At 45.5% G+C, this 23,172-nt stretch carries 21 protein-coding genes, 1 pseudogene and 1 riboswitch; of the genes and pseudogenes, 16 read left to right on the forward strand and 6 right to left on the reverse strand.

The features are described 5' to 3' along the window. On the reverse strand, positions 1 to 487 hold a 487-nt coding region (locus tag VK097_RS14010), incomplete at its 3' end, for a DUF488 domain-containing protein (RefSeq protein ID WP_324212422.1). A gap of 208 nt (positions 488 to 695) precedes the next feature. Between VK097_RS14010 and VK097_RS14015 the strand changes: the two genes are divergently transcribed. Then, positions 696 to 2,369, forward strand: coding sequence for an ABC1 kinase family protein (locus tag VK097_RS14015; RefSeq protein WP_324212441.1), 1,674 nt, complete (start codon positions 696 to 698; stop codon positions 2,367 to 2,369). Between the two features lie 106 nt (positions 2,370 to 2,475). Here the strand turns inward: VK097_RS14015 and VK097_RS14020 are convergent, their stop codons facing one another. From VK097_RS14020 to VK097_RS14030, 3 genes and pseudogenes are all read right to left on the reverse strand, one after another. Then, entirely contained in the window at positions 2,476 to 3,684 is a 1,209-nt protein-coding gene (locus VK097_RS14020) for an NAD(P)/FAD-dependent oxidoreductase (protein ID WP_324212423.1), read from the reverse strand. A gap of 91 nt (positions 3,685 to 3,775) precedes the next feature. Beyond that, positions 3,776 to 4,069, reverse strand: a pseudogene (locus VK097_RS14025) ((2Fe-2S)-binding protein); the annotation flags it as partial. Continuing rightward, on the reverse strand, positions 4,069 to 4,332 hold the full coding sequence (locus tag VK097_RS14030) for a (2Fe-2S)-binding protein (protein ID WP_324212424.1): 264 nt from the start codon (positions 4,330 to 4,332) through the stop codon (positions 4,069 to 4,071). The gene VK097_RS14030 and the pseudogene VK097_RS14025, both read right to left, overlap by 1 nt. 336 nt (positions 4,333 to 4,668) lie before the next feature. Between VK097_RS14030 and VK097_RS14035 the strand changes: the two genes are divergently transcribed. Next, positions 4,669 to 5,844: an NAD(P)/FAD-dependent oxidoreductase gene (locus tag VK097_RS14035; protein ID WP_324212425.1), complete on the forward strand. Its 1,176-nt coding sequence runs from the start codon at positions 4,669 to 4,671 to the stop codon at positions 5,842 to 5,844. Positions 5,845 to 6,061: 217 nt separating this feature from the next. Here VK097_RS14035 and VK097_RS14040 read toward each other — a convergent pair whose 3' ends face one another. Next, a complete protein-coding gene (locus VK097_RS14040; RefSeq protein WP_324212426.1) occupies positions 6,062 to 6,601 on the reverse strand; it encodes a hypothetical protein in 540 nt (179 codons plus the stop codon). A gap of 299 nt (positions 6,602 to 6,900) precedes the next feature. Here VK097_RS14040 and VK097_RS14045 point away from each other — a divergent pair, with 299 nt between their 5' ends. Then, positions 6,901 to 8,055: an MFS transporter gene (locus VK097_RS14045; protein ID WP_324212427.1), complete on the forward strand. Its 1,155-nt coding sequence runs from the start codon at positions 6,901 to 6,903 to the stop codon at positions 8,053 to 8,055. A 172-nt stretch (positions 8,056 to 8,227) separates the two neighbouring features. After that, on the forward strand, positions 8,228 to 8,497 hold the full coding sequence (locus tag VK097_RS15480; RefSeq protein ID WP_414672183.1) for a CBO0543 family protein: 270 nt from the start codon (positions 8,228 to 8,230) through the stop codon (positions 8,495 to 8,497). 55 nt (positions 8,498 to 8,552) lie between these two features. On the opposite strand, the gene VK097_RS14050 is transcribed toward VK097_RS15480, so the two are convergent. Then, a complete protein-coding gene (locus VK097_RS14050; RefSeq protein ID WP_324212428.1) occupies positions 8,553 to 11,663 on the reverse strand; it encodes a S8 family serine peptidase in 3,111 nt (1,036 codons plus the stop codon). Positions 11,664 to 12,174: 511 nt separating this feature from the next. Here VK097_RS14050 and VK097_RS14055 point away from each other — a divergent pair. The 12 genes from VK097_RS14055 to VK097_RS14110 all read left to right on the forward strand — a co-directional run. Continuing rightward, positions 12,175 to 13,887: a sulfate adenylyltransferase gene (locus VK097_RS14055; RefSeq protein ID WP_324212429.1), complete on the forward strand. Its 1,713-nt coding sequence runs from the start codon at positions 12,175 to 12,177 to the stop codon at positions 13,885 to 13,887. Between the two features lie 220 nt (positions 13,888 to 14,107). Beyond that, a complete protein-coding gene (locus tag VK097_RS14060) occupies positions 14,108 to 14,242 on the forward strand; it encodes a hypothetical protein (protein WP_324212430.1) in 135 nt (44 codons plus the stop codon). A gap of 101 nt (positions 14,243 to 14,343) precedes the next feature. After that, positions 14,344 to 14,493 (forward strand): small acid-soluble spore protein SspO, encoded by a 150-nt coding sequence (sspO, locus tag VK097_RS14065; protein WP_324212431.1) that lies wholly within the window; start codon positions 14,344 to 14,346, stop codon positions 14,491 to 14,493. Positions 14,494 to 14,865: 372 nt separating this feature from the next. Next, complete coding sequence (cudC, locus tag VK097_RS14070; protein WP_324212432.1) at positions 14,866 to 15,432, forward strand: choline uptake/conversion transcriptional regulator CudC; 567 nt, start codon at positions 14,866 to 14,868, stop codon at positions 15,430 to 15,432. 222 nt (positions 15,433 to 15,654) lie between these two features. Next, positions 15,655 to 15,847, forward strand: a riboswitch (cobalamin riboswitch). Positions 15,848 to 15,972: 125 nt separating this feature from the next. Further along, positions 15,973 to 16,959: an ABC transporter substrate-binding protein gene (locus VK097_RS14075; RefSeq protein WP_324212433.1), complete on the forward strand. Its 987-nt coding sequence runs from the start codon at positions 15,973 to 15,975 to the stop codon at positions 16,957 to 16,959. Next, complete coding sequence (locus VK097_RS14080; RefSeq protein ID WP_324212434.1) at positions 16,922 to 17,974, forward strand: FecCD family ABC transporter permease; 1,053 nt, start codon at positions 16,922 to 16,924, stop codon at positions 17,972 to 17,974. Before VK097_RS14075 ends, VK097_RS14080 begins: the two co-directional genes overlap by 38 nt. Positions 17,975 to 18,092: 118 nt before the next feature. After that, entirely contained in the window at positions 18,093 to 19,553 is a 1,461-nt protein-coding gene (locus VK097_RS14085; RefSeq protein WP_324212435.1) for an adenosylcobinamide amidohydrolase, read from the forward strand. 3 nt (positions 19,554 to 19,556) lie between these two features. Next, complete coding sequence (cbiB, locus tag VK097_RS14090; RefSeq protein WP_324212436.1) at positions 19,557 to 20,522, forward strand: adenosylcobinamide-phosphate synthase CbiB; 966 nt, start codon at positions 19,557 to 19,559, stop codon at positions 20,520 to 20,522. After that, positions 20,497 to 21,573, forward strand: coding sequence for a threonine-phosphate decarboxylase CobD (cobD, locus tag VK097_RS14095; RefSeq protein ID WP_324212437.1), 1,077 nt, complete (start codon positions 20,497 to 20,499; stop codon positions 21,571 to 21,573). Before cbiB ends, cobD begins: the two co-directional genes overlap by 26 nt. Next, on the forward strand, positions 21,555 to 22,115 hold the full coding sequence (locus tag VK097_RS14100) for a bifunctional adenosylcobinamide kinase/adenosylcobinamide-phosphate guanylyltransferase (protein WP_324212438.1): 561 nt from the start codon (positions 21,555 to 21,557) through the stop codon (positions 22,113 to 22,115). The genes cobD and VK097_RS14100 overlap by 19 nt, the downstream gene beginning before the upstream one ends. After that, entirely contained in the window at positions 22,112 to 22,957 is an 846-nt protein-coding gene (locus VK097_RS14105; protein WP_324212439.1) for a cobyric acid synthase, read from the forward strand. Before VK097_RS14100 ends, VK097_RS14105 begins: the two co-directional genes overlap by 4 nt. Then, the coding region (locus VK097_RS14110; protein ID WP_324212440.1) for an adenosylcobinamide-GDP ribazoletransferase at positions 22,947 to 23,172 on the forward strand (226 nt) is incomplete at its 3' end. The genes VK097_RS14105 and VK097_RS14110, both read left to right, overlap by 11 nt.

Genomic DNA, 23,172 nt, shown 5'->3' on the forward strand with positions numbered 1-23,172 from the left:
GTCCCATTTTGTGCGGTACAAGCTGTGTTTCATTGTTTGATTCCATGATGTGAGCCACCTCCCAGCCGTTTGCAGCCAGCCAGTTACTGATCAATAACCGGTGGCAGCGGGATGGATGACGTTCTGAACAACAATAGGCAACGGTATGTGGGTGGGCGGTTTGCGTCAATTCGCGGATCCCTTTCTGAAATTCATCAGTCAATGTATAATCCGCATAATTATGAAACGATTGATTGTCCCAGCCGTCGTTTAACACCTGTTCAATCTCCTCTGACTTGTTTCGTCTGCCGGCAAGCTTTTTGAAATGCATATATTGAATACCGGCATCAGACAGCCACTCCTGCATGTTTTCCTTGGAAAATTGCGGATGTTTCCGGCTCGCCGGGAATGCTCGGACGTCTGCCAGCACATCAATACCGGCAACTTGAAGCATTTCTGTAAATCTTACTTTTGAATGGATGGAGTGGCCGATCGTGTATATTTTCATGGAATTGACCCCCAGCCTTTAGGAGCTTGTAAATTTGTCTTCAAGTGTTTTTACTATTATAGTTAACACAACATTAAGTTTCAAAAATTTGAAAGGCAGCAAGAATAGCGCATCAGATTTCATAGTGTTTAATCCTGGTAAAGAAAAGGGAAAATAATTGTTATATGAAGCGCGTTTTACATATCATAAGACAGGGGGTGACACGTTGATGCTCGGGCGACGAATCAGACATACGAAACGATATCGGGAAATCGTGAATGTATTTGTGAAAAATGGCTTCAGTCATATTTTGTTTCGGGTCGGCTTAACTGACCGCGGGCTTGCAACCAATGAGGAGTCAGCTGAAATCAATACAAGCATGAAAAGCGTGGGAAAACGTCTGCGTCATGCCTTGCAGGAACTGGGACCGACAGCCGTTAAGCTGGGTCAGATTGCAAGCACAAGGTATGACACACTGCCGCAGGAGATTACAACGGAACTGGAAAAACTGCAGGATGAGGCATCCGTTTTCGATTTTTTCCATGTTCAGAATACGATTGAAACAGAAATGGATGACAATCTTGAAAATATATTTGCCCATGTGGACCATGAACCGCTTGCGACAGCTTCAATCGGGCAGGTACATACAGCCCGTCTTTTGAGCGGGGAAGAGGTTGTGGTCAAGGTGCAGCGTCCGGGGCTCAAACCCAAAATGGAAACGGACCTGGAGATCCTTCACAGCATTGGCCACATGCTTGAGGAGAGAACAGCCTGGGCCGAGCGTTACCGGGTTTCCGACATCATCGTTGAACTGTCCGAAACGCTCCGGAATGAACTGGATTACATAATGGAAGGACGCAGCGGCGAGCTGGTCGCGCAGCAATTTGAAAACGACACATTCGTTAAGTTTCCGGAAATTTATTGGGAGATGACAACAGAGAAAGTCCTCACAATGGAAAAAATCAGTGGTATCAAGGTTTCAAATAATGAAGAGCTTGAAGATCAGGGGTATGACCGGAAAATTATCGCAAAACGCCTTGGGGATGCAATGTTGAAACAGATTCTGGATAATGGCTTCTTCCACGCAGATCCGCATTCCGGGAATGTTCATATTTTGCCGAACAATACCGTTGCATTTTTGGATTTTGGGGAGACAGGGCATGTCAGCGAAAACCTGAAACGTCATTTTGCTTCGATTATTGTTAATCTTCACCAGGGCGACAGCAGCGGCATGATCAAAACCTTTTCCAGGATGGATCTGATTGACGAACGGACCAATATCGAAGCGCTGAAACGTGATTTGGATAAACTCCACCAGCAGTATGAGAATGTTAAGCTGAAAGATCTCAGCCTCGGACGGATTATCATCGGAATATTTAATGTGGTTTATCATCACTATATCAGGATTCCGACCGAAATGGTTATCATCAGCAAAACGATCCTGATACTTGAAGGTGTGCTCGGAAGACTTGACCCGGAATTCAGTTTGTCACGTGCAGCTGAGCCTTTTGCCCGGAAATTAATGATGAAACGTTATCATCCAATCGAAGTTCTTCGGAATTCATGGCGGGAGATCGGGGAAAACATCGATATTTTGACCGATTTGCCCCGGGATGTTAAAGATGTCATGTCTGTTTTGAAAAAAGGCAGGGTCGGACTGGATATTAATGTCAAGCATGTCAACGAAGTCATGCGCCGGCTGGACAAAATCAGCAACAGAATTGCGTTTAGTATTTTGATGCTCGCATTCAGTATTATCATGGCCGGCCTGGTCATAGGACTGGCACTCGTCGGGCAGAGCACTGTCATTTGGGAGCTTCCAATCATCGAGATAGGCGCCATTATCGCCCTCTTGATGTTTATCCTGATGGTCTTCATTATCATACGATCAAATCGAATGTAGATGTCTTGGATGTTTATGGGGATCATTTTACGGTGCGAGAGTTGAGTTATATAAAAAATCGAGTATGAAACCTTTACGATTTCATACTCGATTCCAATGCTAATTCTTAGGCTTGTTGTTTTGAAAATGCGCTGACTATCTTTTCCCGGCCTTCTGCGATATTCGGGTGAAACTGGATGGATGCATTTTCGCGAACGGTGTTGACTTTGTTCCTTGCTGCACGCATTTGTTCATCCATCGATGTTGAATCACGGATCATTTGCTGCACAATGGACAGGCCGGCGAGTTCTCCCTGCGCCATCGCAACCTTGGAACTTTCAATCCCCGTGATGTTACCTGCCACAAATAAACCGTCAACAGGCGTCTTCATCTGTTCATTATGGATGGGAACATGGCCGCCGAGTTCTTCCACATATTGAAAAGGGCAACCGATGACAGCAGCAAGTTCGGCTAACGGATATAGCCCGCCGGCGATACAAACAAAGTCCACATCCACGGTCTTTTCACTTTTTGGGATAGGTTCTCCATTCGGCTTCACATCACATATGGTGACCGACTCTACTTTTTCCGTTCCATTTATCGACACGATTGCTTTACGGACATGAATCGGCATGCCCCACATTTTTACGCCGCGCTTCGGATAAAATTTGACCGCCATATTTCGGCCCCATGTTGATTTGGCAAATTTGCTTCCGAAACGAAGGAAGGCAGAGGGCGCAAGATGGGCAATGCGTATCAGTCCATCCATAACTGACTGTGGATCGCCGTGTTCCTTTGTTACGGCATTTTTCGCCGGCAATGCCATACTATGCAGCTCCACACCGGCAAGCTGAAGTTCCCGGGCAATCGCCGCGGATAGGACATTCACACCGGCTACGATGCCTTTATTTCCGACGCGAACACGATGGACATTCGTCATTACCTGTGCAGCACCGATCGACATGACTCCCGGAAGTGTCCACCCCGGGATCGGTGCCGCTGACTCGGCGGCTCCGGTTGCGATCAGCAGATTTTTCGTATGAAACGTTCCTTTATTCGTATGTACCGTAAATCCGTTTTCGGTTTTTTCGATGTTATAACACGATACACCACATTGGATATCCGTATAAAGCGATGTAGCATGATCAAGCAGCTTTTTGGTTTCCTCAATACCGTTCCACCATTGCCCGTCCGGTTCCTGGTGCAGTTGTCCGAGCAATCTTCCACCCGGTTTCGGGAATTCATCTATCACGGTAACATCCAGATTCCATTGGCGGCAGGAAATCGCAGCGGCTAATCCCGCCGGACCAGCACCGATAATCACGACATCAGACATGGTTATTTCCCGCCTTTCGTTTACTTTTTTGCTCAAATTCCGTATACGTATGCGGCATATTTTCGCGATCGGTAAAAGGGGCGGCTTTTGGTTTGCCGCTTTCCACAACCATATCCGGCTTCACTTCGGTCAGGCAGGCACGAACACTGGGTGTATCATTTACCGTTACGCGGCACTCCATACAATGTCCGATATTGCAGTAAATGCCCCGCGGTGACGCTGAATTTTCGTGTACTCTCAGGGTGCGGACACCGCCTGCAAGAAGGGCAGAAGCAATGGTATCGCCTTCATATGACTGATACTCCTTCCCGTCAAACGTAAACGTAAATGCTGCTTCTTTCTCTAATTTTCCCAGTACGGGGTGATTCATGATTCGATTATTCATCACTTGTCACCCCCTAATTCGGATAGTGTCACCGGTCTGACCGGCGGCTGGACTTTAAGCGGGAGGTCATTGCCGGGTTTTTCGCCTGTTGCTTCTTCCAAAGCAGCATTGACGAGCGGTCTGCATGTACGTCCCCCGCAGTATCCCATGCCGGCGCGCGTACGCAGTTTCACTTCACGTGCCGAGCATTGATATTTTTCTGCAGTATGTTTGATGTCTTCCATTGTCACTTCTTCACATCTGCAAACAACCACTTTATCCATGATGCATTTCTCCTTTTGTATTTCTCTGAATATCTTCGGAACAAATCAAATTTCCCTGTTCATCAGTATCCAGCTTCATACAGGGCGACAAGTGAGGTTTCTTTCACCTTTTCAAGTTAATATCCGTTTGCTAAAAGAAAATCTGTTTCAATTCAAAAGGTCGTCTGACGCTGGGATTACCCGCCCAGACTATCGCCTGAGGAACTGATTTCATTGAATTAGAAGTGAATTGACAGGTTCTACAAATTTATTCTAACATATATGATAGATTAATTTTTACAAGATACCAGAAAAATAAAAGTTCTTTGGAAAATTCCCGGCAAAAGGAGATAGACCATGACTAATAAAAATCATGCGGAAGTGGCGATTATCGGTGGTGGCATTGTCGGTTGTTCGATTGCCTATTATGCTGCAAAAGCTGGTATGGACTGTATGTTGATTGAAAAAAATGATATTGCAAGCGGCACGTCATCCAGGTGTGATGGCAACGTATCCATTACTGACAAAGATCCCGGCTTTGAGAGTCATATGTCGTGGAAAAGTCAGGAGCTTATTGCCGAGTTGCAGAATGAACTGGATCTGCCGTTCGAGTATCGCGCACTTGGCAGTATCCTGGTATGTGACAATGACGACGAAGCAGAGGCGGCAGAAAAATGGGTGAAAACACAAAACGATTCCGGACTCAAGTTCAATTTCCTTACAAATGAGGACGTACGCAACGAATCTCCATATTTCGCCCATGATATTCCAGGGGGGCTGGAATGCGAAACAGACTCGCTGATTAACCCATACTTATTTTGTTATTCTTTGGTCGACAAAGCAAAACAGTATGGCTTAACGCTTAAGACCAATGCAGAAGTAACCTCCATATCAAAGAAAAAAGACTTTACGATCGAGACATCGTCCGGTACCGTTACAGCGAAAAAAGTTGTGAATGCAGCAGGCGTATGGGCTCCATTTATTGGCGAAATGCTCGACTTGAAGATCCCGATTGAGCCGAGAAAAGGACATATTTTGGTAGGATCCCGGGCAAACCCGGTCATGATGCGGAATGTGATGGAGTTCGGTTACTTAATGAATAAATTCGGGCGGGAGCGCATCGCGGATCCGATTACAGAAAAACACGGTGTCGCACTTGTTCTGGAGCCGACGGACAGTCAAAACTTCCTGCTTGGGAGCAGTCGGGAGTTTGTCGGCTATGACGACCAGGTGGATATGAACGTGGTCCGCACCATCGCGAGCCGGGCACTCCGGTTTTTCCCGTCCATGGATGATTTTAACATGATTCGGACGTACACAGGGTTTCGGCCGTTTACCGAAGACCATTTGCCGATTGTATCCCCCGTGGAAGAAGTCCCCGGCTTTTATATCGCTGCTGGGCATGAAGGGGATGGCATCAGCATGGCCTCTGTCACCGGAAAATTAATGGAAGAACTCATGCAGGGGAAAGAAGAAACGATTGTCCAGGCAGATCCACTGCGGTTTGACCGGTTTCAAGCTGCGACCACTTAATTGAGCATAGGATATTTTTAGGGGGGTTAGTCATTCAACCCCCTATAAAATATGACCAGGCACTGAAAAACGCGAATAAATGAAAGTGATTGTTCAAAGTTTACACTTTGATAAAAGAAACCCATTGAGAAATTAGGCTTTTTATATTTGAACTTTTTAGCGTTGTAAGTCCGCATTTTCCTGCGCTATCCCAAGCTATAAGCCTTTATTTTAATGTTTAAATTAAAGGCCCTTGATTACGCTGTCGCCGCCTTATAATATGATTTTGATGGTTTTGGTCAGTGTCCTTTGGAGATGATTCAGTCGCAAAAGGTATATATTCTTCTTTATAATAATCAGAGAGGTTCTGCTTTCCTAATGACTTATATCTTATTTGAAATTCTTCTTGGAATTCGGGCATCTCTTGCTCCGAAGATGACTGTATCATGCCTGCTATCCATGTCTCGAATTTATATGTTCCTCTATTAATGATTCCACACAGATCTTCAAGGGATTGGGTCAGCTCCATTAAACAATCCAATCCATTCCCTAAAATAAGGCCCTTTTTTTTAGCTTTTTCTATAGAGTGTTCCAACCTGTAGGAATTTTCCAGATAGCGAAATTCAATAAAACAACTGGTGCGATCCCAATTAAAATCGTAGTTTTCAATTTTTAATTCCTTCATCACCTTTGAAAGCTTTCTTTCGTACACACTTTGCTCATTATGTGGCAGCCATTTTATATGTGGCAACCATTTTAATAGATTTTTCCTGAACATACGATCACCCTCCTTAATTAAATTTATGGAACAGTTGCCCTATACTAATGATTTCTATAAAGTGAATAAAATTCCTGTATTAATCGTTTTACATTTATCGACCTTTTTTTTAAGAAAAATTTATTGATAGCATTCCTGTAATGAAGAAATTTGAGGGAAAATAAGCGAATCAATGATGACCGAGTGTGTTTTTGATTTTTGATGAGAGTTCAAAGCCTTGTTTTTAGAGTGGAATGGGATTTTTTTGTTAAACTATAACTATTGCATGATAGATAGTTGAATTGGAAGAAGGATTGAGGATGGAGAGGTCATGGACACAACGAGTTCAGTTATTGACAGCTTGGATCACGTTATTTCTGATGGGGACAGACTTATTTGTCGTTTCTCCGTTGTTGCCGTCGATTGCCAACCAGTTTAAGGTTGAAGCATCGACCGCTGGCTGGATGGTGACGGTCTTTTCCCTAATGTATGCTTTTGGTGCACCATGGTTCGGTGCTTTGTCGGATAAGTGGGGACGGCGCAGGATGATCATGATTGGTTTAACAGGCTTTATGGCTGCCAATGCGGTTACTGGCCTCGCGTCGACTTTCCTAATTCTGTTGGGAAGCCGAATTCTTGCGGGATTATCCGCATCCATGGTGGCAGCGTCTGTGTTTGCGATCACCGGTGATACAGCACCCCAAGGCAAGAGTGGCCGATGGCTTGCGATTGTCACGACAGGCTTTTTGACGGCTTTGTGGACCGGTGCGCCGATAGGCACCATCACCGGGCAAATCTTCGGCTGGCGGGTGATTTTTATCGCGCTTGCAGTTGTGGCTATACTGCTTGCTATTTTAAATGCACGCATCTGGCCAAGCCAATCTGCATCTCGGGCAAAATCAGCATTGCCTGAAATGGGCCGACTGGGCCAGATTCTTTTGGATGTGGCCGTCACGATGTTTTGGGCTGGGGGCGTGTATGGTTTATATACGTATTTGGGTACAGGATTAAAGTCCGTGAATGATTTTTCTTCGGGACTTGTCGCGGTTGCCCTTGTGGTCTATGGCATAGGCGCCATTGCGGGCAGTCTGTCTGGCGGTAAACTAGCGGATGTCTGGAACGTACGGGCGGTTCCGACGCTCGCCCTGGTTATGCTGGCGTTGGCATTGGCTGCGCTTGGCTTATTATTTTCAAACATGGTATGGCTTTGGCCTTTGCTTGCAATCATGGCATTTGCAGGTTATGTATCCTTTTCATCCTTTCAGGCACGACTCGCAATCCGGTTCCCCGATCGGCTGGGGACGGCGATGGCCTGGAATCAGACCGCGATGTATGCGGGGATTACACTGGGTTCGGTTTTTGGTTCCTGGTTTATCAGCATAGGGTCTTTTACAGCCTGGCCTATCCTTTGCGGCGTGTTTGTGCTGCTGGGTGCCGTTTGGCTCCTTATTCGCATTAAAGTGGCGCAGACGTAGGCGGGGGAGGTTCACCAATATGGGCTGTTTTCCGCAGTCCATTCACTTTTTTATGACATTCGCATAATAATTGGATATATATTATAGAAATGGCACCTTTTGTGCAAAAGGTATGGAAAGTTCTAAGAAGATATTTACATCCATCTTGTTTAATCATCATTTTATACATTAAATTACCTGGGATTTAAGTTTACTGCCCGTATTTACTATGTTCTTTTTGCAAATTAAGCCTCAATTAAATGTCCTTGTTAAAGCACTAGTTTACAGCTCTGTTATTTCATTTGGTGCTGAGCCACTGTTTATGTGGTTGGATTATTATGAATACCCGAATTGGCAATATATTTATTCGTTTTTTAATTTATTCATTTACCCCATCTCGCATTATCTTGCAACAAGAAATAAGTTTGGAAGTTTGAACCAAGAGACGACTGGGCCGAATTAGATATAAGTCCAGTTTGAAAACCGGTGTCCGTTGCGTGGACACCGGTTTTAGTATATTATTTTCCTGGTCCTTTTCCATTATTGCCTCTGCCGTTATTGCCATTGTTGCCGTTACCGTTATTGCCTTTAAATTTGCCTTTGGCTTTACCCTGAGGCCCCATGACAACATCTTCGGTTACATTGCCGGCGTTGTCGGTAGCCGTAACGGTCACGACTTGGCTTGGGTGGATGCCATCCAGTTCAAGTTCGGTATCATCTGTCAGGACGACTGGCTCCTCTTGATCAACCTGAACTTCCCATTCGGCAATGCCATTATCATCGGACACCTCCAGATCAACTTCGCGCTGACCACGGTTGATGTCAGCATCTATCTCCGGTCCGGCAGTATCAACAGTGATTGGCAGTTTAATAGATTGCTGCTCTGCTCCGTTGAAGTTGATGACACCTTCAGCTTGCAAGAAATACTGGCCATCCGGGGTTGGTTCGCCATCAATGGTGCCATCCCATGTACGTTCCGGATCAAGGGAGTATGTCGGCACCAGTCCGCCGTCATAATAGTTTTTCCGTACGTAGTCTTCTTCGGTTAACGTTTTTACAACTTCGCCATCAGTATCCAGCACATTAAAGCTGACGTCTTTGGCGTTTCTCAGGAACGAAACCACGAGCAATGCACTGTCCAGTTCACCGTCACCATTCGGCGAGATGAGGGCGTCTTCTTCAAAGATTTCATAGTTTCCATCACCAGTGTCTGTCGCGATACCGGTCATGCCATAATAGGATGATTCATCGGCTGAGTCAAAGATGGGCGCTTCATCCCATTTGCCTTTGAAACCAGCGTATGGAACCGTCAGCGTCGGGTTCGTATCGGTTGGATCGGTTAAGGTCACAAAGCCTTCGAGCCAGTAGCCGTTTGTGAAAATGGATGTTAAATCTGCATCCATCTCACTGACATCAATGGTAACTTCAAACGACGCGCTGTCATTTGCCGGAACCTCGATTGTGTTATTGTCAACGTTTGCTGCACCTTCCAGCTCTTGTGCCGGGAATTGGTTTGGCGCTGTTACCAGGACACCGCCGCCATCAGCCGGTGTATCCGTCTGGGCGTTTGCTTCAATGTCATACGTCACAGCTTCGTCTGTAAAGTTTTTCGCTGTCAATTCAAAGCTGACGGTATTGTCAGTTACCTCTTTCAGGGCAACTTTTGCTTCACCTGTGTCGGATTCGGTTACGACAACCGGAGTTGACAATGCGGCATGCAGCTGCAAGATACCGGAACCCTGACGACGAGGCGAAACAGGGGCACCTTCAAAGTTGACTGTTTCAGCCGTGTTCATCATCAGTTTCTTGGCCAGGTTGACACGGTCGGCGCCTTCATAGCCAAATTCCTGATCAACACGTTCCATGACTAATGCACCGCCGCCTGAAATATGCGGAGCTGCCATCGACGTACCGCTTTTAATGCCATACTCGCCATTATTCAGCGTGGAATAGATCTGTCCGCCCGGTGCTGTAATTTCCGGTTTAAAATCAAGGTTAGGCGTTAACCCCCACGATGTGAAATCACTCATTTTTCCTGCGTCAGGATTTACAATCGATGTTTTATCCCCGTGAAAGGAAACGGTTGGATTCTGTCCATCAGCAAGCGCTTCGGCGAGCAACTCACCGTCTGATTTTGACAAGAACAGCTGCGGGATTTCAATCGCAGGGTCGGACGCCATATTGGCCATGCCGTCTGTGTTGTTGTAAACAAATACGCCTGCCGCACCGGCATTTTGTGCATTCAGTGCTTTGTCTACAAAGGAAAATTCACCTCGCTGCACCAACGCATATTTTCCTTCAACATCTTTTCCTTCATAGTCTTCAGGATAGCCAAGCCCGGCATCTACTAATTCAAAGGAACTGCCGTCACCCGGCGGGTCTGCCTGGCTGGCTGACATAAACCCGAATGATCCGGTTTCACCATCGATAGTGTATTCAACCGCATCGATTTTCATAAAGCTGTTTTCATACGATGCCACTTGCAGGGAGTCATCAGCAACCCCCGGGGATCCGGCTACACCATAATCCGGGTTGGAGGCGTATGGATAAAAGAACCCTTCCCCGAACTTGTTGGAGTTACCGGCAGAAATGGACATTAATACACCGTTGTCAACCGCTCGTGTGACAGCCTGCTGCTCCGGTGATTCATCGTTGACGAAACCGGCAGGGGATCCCAGGCTCATATTCAATACATCCGCATCCAGTTTAATTGCATCATCAATCGCTTTTATGTAGACGTCTCCGTAAGTTGTTTGGGATTCCGGATCATTGCCGAAAACTTTTAAGTTCAGCAGCTGTGCTTCCGGAGCGATACCCAGAATGCCGTTATTTTCCTCATCGCCGTTTGCACCTACCGATCCTGCCACGTGTGTTCCGTGGGAAGATGCACCTGGAAAATCATCGGTATACTCATGATTCTCATCCATATAGTTATAGCCGTATGGTACTTTTTCCGTGTAATAACGGCCGGGTAGTTCTTCTTCTGCGATGGTTTCATTGACCTCATCCTCGGTCAATTTCACATCGGTATCGTCTGATAGCACCATGTCCTGGTGTTCGTGATCAATCCCTGTATCGATTACACCGACAACCATGCCTTCTCCTTTGAAATCATAGTCACGCCATGCTTGCTGCGCTTCAACCAGCTCTTTACTGTGAACCATGTCAGGCTCGGCAATCGGCTGTTTATATTCATTGGCAATTGTCACTTCTTTGACGTTCGGGAGATCTTCAATGGTTTTAAAATCTTTGTATGGCACTTGGACACTGAAACCATTCATGACCGCGTTGAATTCCTGCAGTGATTTGGCGTTAATGTTTTTACCTTTCATGGCGCTCTTAACGCCTTTTTTCATGGCCTTTGCTTTGTTTAATAACTGCTTTTTCTCATCAACACTCAAGCTGCCGAATTTAACGCCTTTCTTGGTCGCTTTCTCAATTGGTGCTCCACCTTCAACCTCAACAATGGCGCGCACTTCTTCTTCCGGGTCGATTGTTGGCTCCAGTTCGCCAGCTTTCAGGTTTTTTCGCTGCAGTTCAGGCTTGGACGTCAATTCGCCTGACGCAAAAGCCATCTGACTGAACGCCATTAAAAATATGACAAGCAATACTCCAATACGCTTAAGCATATGTTTCCCCCTCATGTAATATATTTTGTTTTGGCACGATAATGCTCCCTTTTTCGCCCCTTTCTATTAAAAATCGATGCCCAAACACTATTTATGATAGATAATTCCAAAAATTTACTCAAGGGTAAAAAGAACTAGATCTAAATACCTAATATATACGGATTATAAACTGATTTGGCTCAGAGATTGGTCTGTTCCTGCAATATCTTTACAAAAGAGCATAATTCAGCTATCATTGAAGTTGCGGAATTTACAGAAAATTAATTTGTGATTCATATTTTAGTGCACCATTGTTACCTGCCATTTTATCTCACCAAATTAAAGAAACTCTCATCCAAGACTAACAATGACCGGAAAATGAAATGCTTCATGACTTTCCAAAGGGCAGTTTTTCCACAGTTATAGTAATAGCAGTCTTTCCATATATATGAACAGGGGGACAAGGGAAGCGGGATAAACGTAACCCGGGACCCATTCAATAGATTATTAGAGGAAGCGAGGAGGAGAACTGTTGAGTCAATTTCAAATGACGTTGGATGAAGAAAAATTAGCCAGTTACCCGCAGCAGCCGCATGGCAAAAAATTAGTGAATCGCGTTCTTACGGGAAAAGAGCGTGATGAAGCAATGGAGAGAGCGAAGCAGCTGCCAATGATTATGGTGGATTTGGAAGCTGTCATTACGCTTGAGATGATTGCCACTGGTGTATTGTCTCCGAACGAAGGGTTTATGGTGGAAGAGGATTACAAGTCCGTTCTGACAGACGGCCGCTTGAAAAATGGCGTTATCTGGCCGGTTCCATTGAGTTTTGCGCCTATTGGCGATCAGAACGAGCAAATCATTCAAACGTTATCGGTTGGAGATGAAGTAGCGCTAGCGGATGATACAAAAGAACCGGTTGCCATTTTAAAATTAGATGATATCTTTCACTATGACCGGGATTTCCGAGCATCACATCTGTTTGGCACCAAGGACCGCAGCCATCCCGGCGTCGATTCCATTTACCGGCGGATGGGGGACACAGCATTAGGCGGTCCGATTCAGTTGCTGCGCCGTGTCCATTGGGGTCCGTTTGAGAACATCAGAATGGAACCGAAAGATACATGGGAGCTGTTTTATGAGGAGAAAAAATTTAACTCCGTCGGCGGATTTATAACAGGAGCTAACCCGATGCATCGCGGGCATGAGTATATACATCGAAATGCGCTGGAAGAAATGGATGGTTTGTTTGTCCAGCCGCTGGTAGAGATGGCAAAACGTGAATACACAAGGCATGAGTTCCGGATGTTATCTTATCGCAGTGTATTGGAAAACTACTATCCAAAAGAAAGAACGATGCTTGCACCGTTGCGGGTAACATACATTTTTGCCGGCCCGCGGGAAGCCGTTTTGCATGCGATTATTATGAAAAACTATGGTTGCACCCATGCGCTTATTGGCCGGGACCATGCGGGTATTGGAGACTTTTATGGTAAATATGAAGCCCATACCATTTTTGATGAATTTACATCTGATGAGTTGGGCATTGATATACGCTTGTTCCATGAAGTGTTCTATTGCACACGTTGTGATCATCAAGCAACAGACCAGACGTGTCCGCATGATGAGCGGTATCGCATCAATATTTCGGGGACGGGTATCAGAGAACTGCTGCGCTATGGTGTGCTGCCGCCAAAGGAAATTGTCCGTCCTGAATCAGCCCGGATTGCAATGCAGGGCATCCAGCCTAAAGGTGTTGATGAAAATAATCAGGCCGTCAGACCAGTTGGAAAGACCATAAAAAGCATCTTTCCATATTATTTAGACAGATCCAGGTTAGGTGGGCCAGAGCGACGTAAAGCGCTTGAGGTGGAAGAACTGACGCTTGACGATTTGGAAGCAGCGATTCTGGATGTACGCTCCAATGCTGATCGCGTTTATAAAGAGATTTTTGAGGAATTCAGTCATGTTTCGGACACATTAAGGTCAACTCAAGCCGGTTGGGTAGCTGATGCGCGTGAATCGCTCTTTAAACAGCAGGAAATGGTCGTTGAGTCCCTGAAGGAAAAAGTGGATAAAGCAGCAGAGAAGGCTTCCGATGAATTTATGTATCAGGACAGGGAAGAAGCAGAACGCGAGCTGGAAGTAGCCCGGCGAATGTTCGACGACATCCCGTCCGTACTTCGATCAGAAGAACTGGGATACAGAATATGGAACCCGCTGCCGTATGATCGCTATCGAAGTTAATAATGGATTTAAAGCATAAATATGCGTATTATTAAAAGGGGATAGCGGCGTGCTATCTCCTTTAATTTGTGATTTTTTACGGTTGGGAACAGTGTATTCAATCGGGGGCGGAGGAAGATAGTGATTGCCATTAATGATGGGAAATCGTGCTGGAAAATGCGTTATGCAGCTTAAGGTAAGGGTGTTAAATGGCGGGCAATTCTATATGGGAGGTAAAATTATGGAATGGAATAATAAGACAGCTATTTTATTATTTATCATTCTTGTGTTCGCCGGAGCAGCTGATATTAAATATAAAGGTTTATTATTTCGGCTGTTGCCTCAGACAGTACAAGAAAAATTGGTTAACATCTAAATAGTGAAAAAACTGCCGAAAAGTTTAGATGTGCCATATGCCATAAATAAACACATGGATAGCCTTCATCTGGGCAAAACTATGACCTGGAGGTGTTTGTAATGGCAAATGACAAAAAAAGAACGAATGGCTTCAGTGACGAGCAGGCAGTAAGGAAGGATCTTACGAGGAAATATGATCATGAATTTGCCAATGAACCGTTAACTGAAACGGAAAAAGCAAACAACAAGAAAACGAAAAAACGCCAGTAAGACATGAAAGGGAGTGGGTTTGGCCACTTCCTTTTTTCTTTAAGCCCATACGGTAATAGATCATGAAAATTGTGTAGTTGTTTGAATTTACAAGGGAAGATAAAAGAAATCAATTGAAAGTGGTGGTTCCAGTAAGAATGCGCTGCTGAAAGACAATTCAAATGACCAGTTATAATTTATGTTAAGATTAACGCAATGGTTATGAAATGTACTGAAACCGCGGATCAAAGTAAAATGGAAAGTGTCATGATATACTTTAAGCATGGTGATTGAAATCACAGTACAAGGGGAATTCTTACATACGCTGGGTTTTAAGTATCTACAGTATTGACAAGAAATCTGAACAACAGAGAAACGGAGGATGGGAGGACCATGGACGAAAAAGAAGTACTTTCCGCTGAATCAAAAATTAACTATGCGGAGCAAGAAGTCATTAATGCGATTGCCGAAACGATGGATTTGTATGGTATAACTCCGTCAATCGGCCGGCTCTATGCCACAATGTATTTTAAGCAGAGTCCAATGACCCTTGATGAAATGAAAGATGAGCTTGGGATGACGAAACCTAGTATGAGCACAGCGGTCCGTAATTTACAGGAAATTAATATTGTCCGGAAAATATGGCGAAAAGGCTCTAGAAAGGATCATTTTGTGGCTGAGAAAAACTTCTTCAATTATTTCGGTCGATTTTTCGGAAGTAAATGGAAAAGAGAAGCCGAGATAAACCTTTTCGCCATCAAACAGGCAGAGGATCAGCTTCAAGAAGTCATTGAGGATGAACAAACCGAGGAAAGTTTACACAAAAAAGCCAGGCAAGATCTTGAACAATTAGAAGATTACAAGAAATACTGTTACTGGCTTCAACAACTTGCGGATTCAATCGAGTCCGGTGAAATTTTTGATTTCTTACCGGCGGATAATTTACATTCAAAGGGATAATTTAGAGGAATATACAGCTGTATTATAGATAGATTATATTTCGGTGTATCAGAACAAATGTATAAAATATATTGGTATGCCCCTGTACAAACATAAATAAAACCTATTCAACGATAAGGGGCGGGATTAAATTGTTGAATAAGAATTTCCCCGCTTTTTTAAAACCAAGCAGAAACGTGACAGATTTTGCAACATTATGTATAATTGGATTCAGCGAATAACTTAATAGTTTTGGGTACAGGTGATTTCAATTTGTGAAATCTTAAAAGGGAAGCTGGTGAAAGTCCAGCGCGGTCCCGCCACTGTAAATTGCGAGCTAGCTGTTATAACCACTGTACATGTGAATGTATGGGAAGGGAAGGTGCAGCAAGTGATGACCAAGAGCCAGGAGACCTGCCTGATGCCTATTGTGCACCAATGCCTACGGGGAATAGGAGGGTGTAAAGGGACAGGTTTAGTTACTGCTCTTTTACATAATCATCTTCATTTCTCGTGAAGATGTTTTTTTATTTTGTATAACATACACTAGGGGGTATTGAAGTGAAAAAGGTTTTATCTTTTTTTCTATTATTAATGCTTACACTGGGTCTTCTGGCCGGTTGCGGTTCTGACAGTCCTGAATCGGAAAAAGAACCTGAGAGTACGGATGAGAGCACTGGGCAAACAGAGGCAGAAGAATCCGCATTTCCATTAACGGTCACCGATGCGCTTGATCATGATATGACGATTGATGAGAAACCGGAGCGGATCGTTTCCTTAATCCCGAGTAATACCGAGATTGCGTTTGCACTCGGATTGGGAGAAGAAATCGTCGGTGTTTCGGACCATGACAATTATCCGGAAGCGGTAGAGAAAAAAGAGCGTGTAGGCGGTCTGGAGCTGAATGTGGAAGTGATCCTCAGTCTGGAGCCCGATCTTGTGCTTGCGCATGCTTCCAGTGCACATAATTCAGAAAAAGCCCTGCAGCAGATCCGTGATGCCGGCATCGATGTATATGTCGTTCATGACGCACAGCAAATCACAGAGGCGTATGAATCGGTTGAACAGATTGGACAAGTTACCGGTACACAGGATAAGGCAGAAGATATCGTCAGCAATATGAAAGAAGAATTTGCAGCTTTGCGTGAAAAGACGAAGGCAATCAGTGATGATGAACGTAAGTCGGTCTTTTTTGAAGTATCACCTGCACCGGAGCTATTTACGGCGGGAAAAAATACGTTTTTTGATGATCTCCTGCAGGTTATCAATGCAGATAATGCAGCAAAAGAGCAGGACGGATGGGTTCAGATGGATCCTGAGGCTATTGTGCAACTCAATCCGGATGTCATTATAACAACATATGGTGATTATGAGGACGATCCGGCAGCGCAAGTCCTCAAGCGTGATGGTTGGAAAGATATGACGGCGGTTGAGAAAGAGCAGGTTTACGATGTGCCGTCAGATATTGTAAGCCGTCCAGGCCCCCGTTTAGCGGAAGGTGCAAAGGAGATTGCTAAAGTTGTTTATCCGGAAATTTTTGACGAATAATCATCTGCTTGCATATGTGCTGGCATTTGCCTTCTTGCTTGTATCGATGCTTGCGGCCATATCCGTTGGCAGTGTATCAGTTCCTGTTTCAGATATCGTCAAAATTATTGGTGCACACGTTTTTCGCTTATCGATAGCTGAGCAGGTTGATTCGATGGATATGAATATTGTTTCGCAAATCCGATTGCCCAGAGTGCTGCTTGCCGGTCTGGTCGGCGCCTCTCTTGCCATTGCTGGAGCGGCATTCCAGGGTCTGCTGCGAAATCCATTGGCAGATCCGTACATTTTGGGCGTCTCTTCCGGTGCATCTGTCGGGGCAGTTGTGACATTGTTTTTTAACATTTCGATTCCTTTTCTGGGGCTTTATACGCTGCCGGCTTTAAGTATAGCAGCCGCTTTATTAACCATTTTATTTGTGCTGTTTTTTGCCAGAAGAGTGGATCGGACGATGCGGGTAGAGACGATTATTTTAACAGGCATTGTCTTCAGTTCGTTTCTGGGGGCGTTTATATCGCTGATTATTGCGTTAACGGGTGATCAGCTGCAGCAAATTATGGGCTGGCTGCTTGGCAGTGTATCCATGCGGGGGTGGAGTCATATAGGGATTATTGTCCCGTTTTTCATCCTGGGGTCGTTGCTGCTTTTACTGAACACCAGCGAGTTGAATGCGATGTCATTCGGGGAGGAACGTGCCCAGCATCTCGGTGTTGATGTCGAAAAGCGGAAATTGGTGATCCTTGTTGCCGGTTCAATTCTGACTGGAGCGGCAGTCGCTGTTTCCGGGGCAATCGGGTTTGTCGGGTTGGTGATACCACATTTGACGAGACGTTTATGGGGGCCGGACCATGTTCACCTGCTGCCTCTGTCTATTTTAACCGGAGCCGGATTTTTAATGCTGACAGATCTTGTGTCACGAACCATTATATCACCAAGGATTCTCCCGATTGGTGTCATCACAGCATTAATCGGGGCTCCGATATTTGCATTAATTCTAATGAAACAGCGAAAAAGCTAGTGAACTGGCGTGTTTTGCATCGAGTAACACGAAGATGCAAAACACGTGCGACACGATCGAAAACACGTGCGACATCATCAGAAACTCGCGCATAACTATGGAGAGGAGGTGTACTGTCATGCTGAACCTTGAGCATGTGTCAGGAGGCTATGGCGGTGAACCGGTTATTCAAAATATCAGTTTTTCCGTTTCTCAGGGTGAATTTTTTGGCATATTAGGGCCCAATGGAAGCGGTAAAACGACACTTATGAAAATGATCAGCGGCGTAATTCCCTGCACGTCCGGTTCTATTCAGCTGAATAACCGAAATATAGTCGATTTTTCACGGAAAGCATTAGCGAAGAAGATGGCTGTTCTGCCTCAGCTCACGGCACATGCGTTTTCATATACAGTCAGGGAGACTGTTGCGCTTGGGAGGTATGCGCATCACCAGGGTTTTTTTCAGACTTGGACACCTAAGGATGAGCATGTACTGCATACTGTCATGGAGCAGACGAATATTACGGCATTTCAGCATCAGACTGTTCAGGAATTGTCAGGCGGGGAGCAGCAGCGGGTATTCCTGGCCCAGGCGTTAGCTCAGGAGCCTAATCTACTGCTGCTTGACGAGCCGACGAATCATCTGGATTTAGCCTATCAAAAAGATTTGCTGGATCTGTTGAAAAAAGGGGCGGAACAAGAAGGATTAACGGTCGTCTCGATTTTCCACGATCTGAACCTTGCAAGTCTGTACTGTGATCGGCTGCTGTTATTGCACGAGGGCCGGGAGCGAGCGATACATACACCTGATGGCGTACTGACAGAGGGCTTGATTAAAGAAGTATACAAGACGAATGTGACCAAACATCCACACCCGTCGGTCGCCAAGCCGCAAATGCATTTGCTTCCGGATAAGGCTGAAAGGTCAGCAGGAGTGGTCACAATCGGTCCATCGATGTTGAACATTAACGAGGAGCATATTACCTTAACCTCACCAATTCCACTAAGAACATTATCATCAGGTATGTGTGGTGCCGGGATCGGCTGGAACAACGCTTTTGTCAATCGTCATGTGCTAAATGATTATAACTGTTCTGATCCTAATGGTGAGATGCACGATTATCTTGAAAGGAATGGATTCGACGCATCGCATACAGTGGGCATGATGACCGCGGTTCAGCCGAAAAATGCTGCCTGCAGCCTTTGGCAAAATGAGCAATTCTCCATTTTTACTGTCGTAACTGCTGGAGTCGGTAATGCAACAGATAGTACACAATCAGTCGGAGCGGTACAACCGATGACCCAGGGAACGATCAATATTTGGCTGTTTGTCAATGGGCACGTAACAGAAGAGGCGTTTATCCAGGCGATCATGACGGCGACAGAGGCAAAGACCCAGGCATTAAGGGAGCTGGATATTCGGGATAAAAGAACGGATACAATAGCAACCGGCACCTCAACAGACAGTGTTCTGGTGGCCGCCACGCAACAGGGTAAAACGTTATCGTATGCAGGGACAGCAACAGAGCTTGGTCAGTTGATTGGAAAAAGTGTTTATACGGAAACCAAAAAAGCTATCGAGCGTTACCAGGCGGGATAGCATATGATCAGTTATCATTTAATCAGTATCACAATAGCCCTTATGATCGACCGGTTGATTGGTGATCCGCCTTCATGGCCGCACCCGGTACGCTGGATCGGAACTTTCATTTCCTGGTTTGAACGTCGTCTGAATAAAGGCGTTCAAAGAAAGGCTAAAGGCATAATTTTATTAATTATTGTAACTCTGACAGTATTTTTGGTGACATCCCTTGTTGTGTGGGGAACTTATCAACTTCATTCCATAGCCGGAGTTGCCGCCGAATCAGTGATCATCGCGACCACAATCGCCCAAAACGATTTGAAAAAAGCTGCGTTGAACGTCTATCATCCATTAAAAGACAGTGATATAGCAGCGGCCAGGCAACAGGTGTCGATGATTGTCGGCAGGGATACTCAAAGCTTGAACGAAAGCGGGATTACCCGGGCAACCGTCGAAACCGTTGCAGAGAATATTAGTGATGGCGTAACCGCGCCGTTATTCTGGGCATTTTTCGGTGGTGCTCCACTGGCGATGGTTTATCGAGCTGTTAATACGTGTGACTCGATGGTTGGGTACAAACATGAGCGGTACCGCGATTTTGGCTGGGCATCCGCCCGGTTTGACGACATGGTTAACTGGATTCCAAGCCGCATCACCGGTGTTTGTATGATTGCCGTCTGTTCGTCGCCTTTCATGCCGAAAAGACAGACATTTCACGCGTTGAAATTAGAAGCCGCTAAGCATCCAAGTCCGAACAGCGGCTGGGGGGAAGCAGCCGTTGCGCTTCTTCTGGGTGTTCAACTCGGCGGCACAAATTATTACCAGGGTATCAAATCGGAGCGGGCCGTTATGGGCCTGCCGCAGAAAGACTTGCAGAAGGGGCATATTCAAGAGGCTATTTCGATCATGGAACGTTCAATCGGCTTCTTTTTAATATTTTTATGGATAGGGGGAGGATGTTATGCGATTGCCGGCACATGGCTCTAATCCTGATCGTCTGTTCAAGGCTTTGGGAATGGATAAGCCTGCAAACATAGTGGACTTCAGTGTGAACATTAATCCGCTGGGCGCACCACCTGCCATCAAACACCACTGGCAACGTTGGCTGGAGGAGATTGACGATTACCCGGATCCAACAGCTTCGGAACTGAAACAGGCTATTGCTGAAAATGAAGGCGTCGTAGAATCGCAGTTGCAGCCCGGAAATGGCGCATCTGAACTTATTACGCTAATCGCCCGTTATCTTCGCGGAAAAAAAGTGCTGATCATTCATCCGGCTTTTTCCGAATATGAGTCTGCCTGCAGGAATGAAAACTGTACTATTTTTTATCATACTGTTCATCCGCCACGCTGGCAGTTGGAAAAAAAAGCACTGCAACAGAAAATCAATAAAGTTGATGCTGTATTCTTTTGCCATCCCAATAACCCGGCAGGCGTGCAATATGACAGGCAGACGATTGATTGGCTGATTAATACGTGTGAACAATCAAAAACGCTGCTCGTCATCGATGAAGCGTTTTATGATTTTGCATCCAATCCTGTCACATCCATTCAACAAGCAGGCCGGTCTCCATACTTACTGGTCCTGCGATCACTCACAAAAATGTACAGTATTGCGGGGCTGCGCCTGGGATTTCTGGCGGGACAGCCGGAGCTTCTTGACCGGATCCGGAAAACCCAGCCGCATTGGAGTCTGAATGCCATCGCCTTAAAAGCAGGAACGCTCTGTTTGAATGACGGGCAGCACAGCGAACAGACACGGTCGTATATAGAGGCTGAAAGGATGCGGTTATTTGCTTATTTTAGGGAAAATGTGTTTCTTTACAGCCCATCAGTGGTCAATTTTTATCTGATCAAAGCCCCTTCACAGGACGATCAGCAAGAATTATTTTTGTTTTTATTACGTAAGGGGCTTGTACTCAGGCACACCTATAATTTTCCCGGCCTTGAAGGGACATGGCTTCGTGCAGCTGTTAAAAAGGAAAAGCAAAACAATCTATTGATGGAGGCGCTATCCGAATGGAAACAGGGAAACTGATTTTTGTCACAGGCGGTGTTCGAAGCGGAAAGAGCTCATATGCGGAGAAGATGGCAATGGACTTAGGCAGGGACCAGGAAGCAAACCTGCATTATATTGCATGTGGTGATCTTAATGACACGGAGATGTCGGCACGGATTGCCCGCCACCGGAGAGACCGGGAAAACGCCCCCGTCCACTGGGAAACCTGGGAATGCCCGTACAACGTACAGCGTATTGCCAAGCATTTTTCAAAACGGGATATACTTGTTCTGGATTGCGTGACAACGCTTCTGGACAATTATTTATTTGAATTGATGATGAAGGAATCTGAATGGCTGATTGATTGTCTATTCGATGAAATAACCAGTCTTCAGGAAGCTTCCTCAGTGCTAGTTGTTGTTTCTAATGAAGTGACACAAGGGGTCCCCTTTAAGGAACAATTAATGAAAAAATTCCAATACATACTTGGTAACCTTCATCAAAAGATCGTTCACCAGGCGGATACGGCCTATTTGGTTGAAAACGGGATCCCGGTTTGCAAGAAAGGGGCAGCGGAATGAGAGGGGTTATGATTCAAGGAACGGCTTCAAATGTCGGGAAAAGTCTTCTCACAACCGCTCTGTGCCGATTGTTTGCTGAAAAAGGCTATGGCGCTGCACCATTCAAAGCACAGAACATGTCTAATCGTACAATTCAAACGGAAGATGGAAAAGAAATGAGTGTCGCGCAGGCCCAGCAAGCTGAAGCAGCCGGTCTTACGCCATCCGTATGCATGAATCCGATTGTCTTAAAACCTTCTGGAGATCATCGGACAGAGGTGATTTTTATGGGGGACACCATCAGTACAATTAATGGCAGTGATTATCAAAAGTCCTGGCACAATGAAGCTAAACAAACGATTCAATCGGCACTGAAGCAGTTGGAGAAGCAGTTTGACTTCATTTTTCTCGAGGGAGCAGGCAGTCCTGTGGAGATGAACCTGAAGGCGCGTGACCTTGCCAATATGGCTGCGGCCGAAATGGCGGATGTTCCGGTTATTCTGACGGCAGACATTGACAGGGGCGGAGCCTTTGCAAGTATAGTCGGGACATTAGCATTGCTCGGGCAGGGAGAAAGACAACGGGTGAAGGGGCTCATCATTAATAAATTTCATGGCGATGTCACCTCATTTGCTTCAGGCAGCGAGTGGCTTGAGGCCTATACCGGTGTTCCTGTTTTGGGTGTCATCCCGCACATCGAACATAACCTCCTTGAAGAGGACAGTTTAAGTACACAGGAAGTACCCGCTGACAATGAAGTGGAAAAAGAAGCTACCTATGAAAAACTGGCTAGACATGTGGAAAAACATTTGGACTCCCGGAAACTATTAAACATTATGTTGGGTGAGACTCATGCTCACTAGATTGCGAGGCATTTTTACAGGAATGGGCATTAACCTGCAGTTTTTCACAAGCATTCCCGTGAAACGAGAGCTCACGATGGGTCGTTTCTATCTGTCATATGCGGTGCGGACATTCCCGCTGCTCGGATTGCTGCAGGGCGTCATCTATGCATTTATTTTGTTTGTGCTTCTGTCCTTTACGCCGCTTTCTGATGTGATGATTGCGCTTTGTTTAT

This window comes from Lentibacillus sp., assembly GCF_035301675.1.
Classification (GTDB): Bacteria; Bacillota; Bacilli; order Bacillales; family Amphibacillaceae; genus Lentibacillus.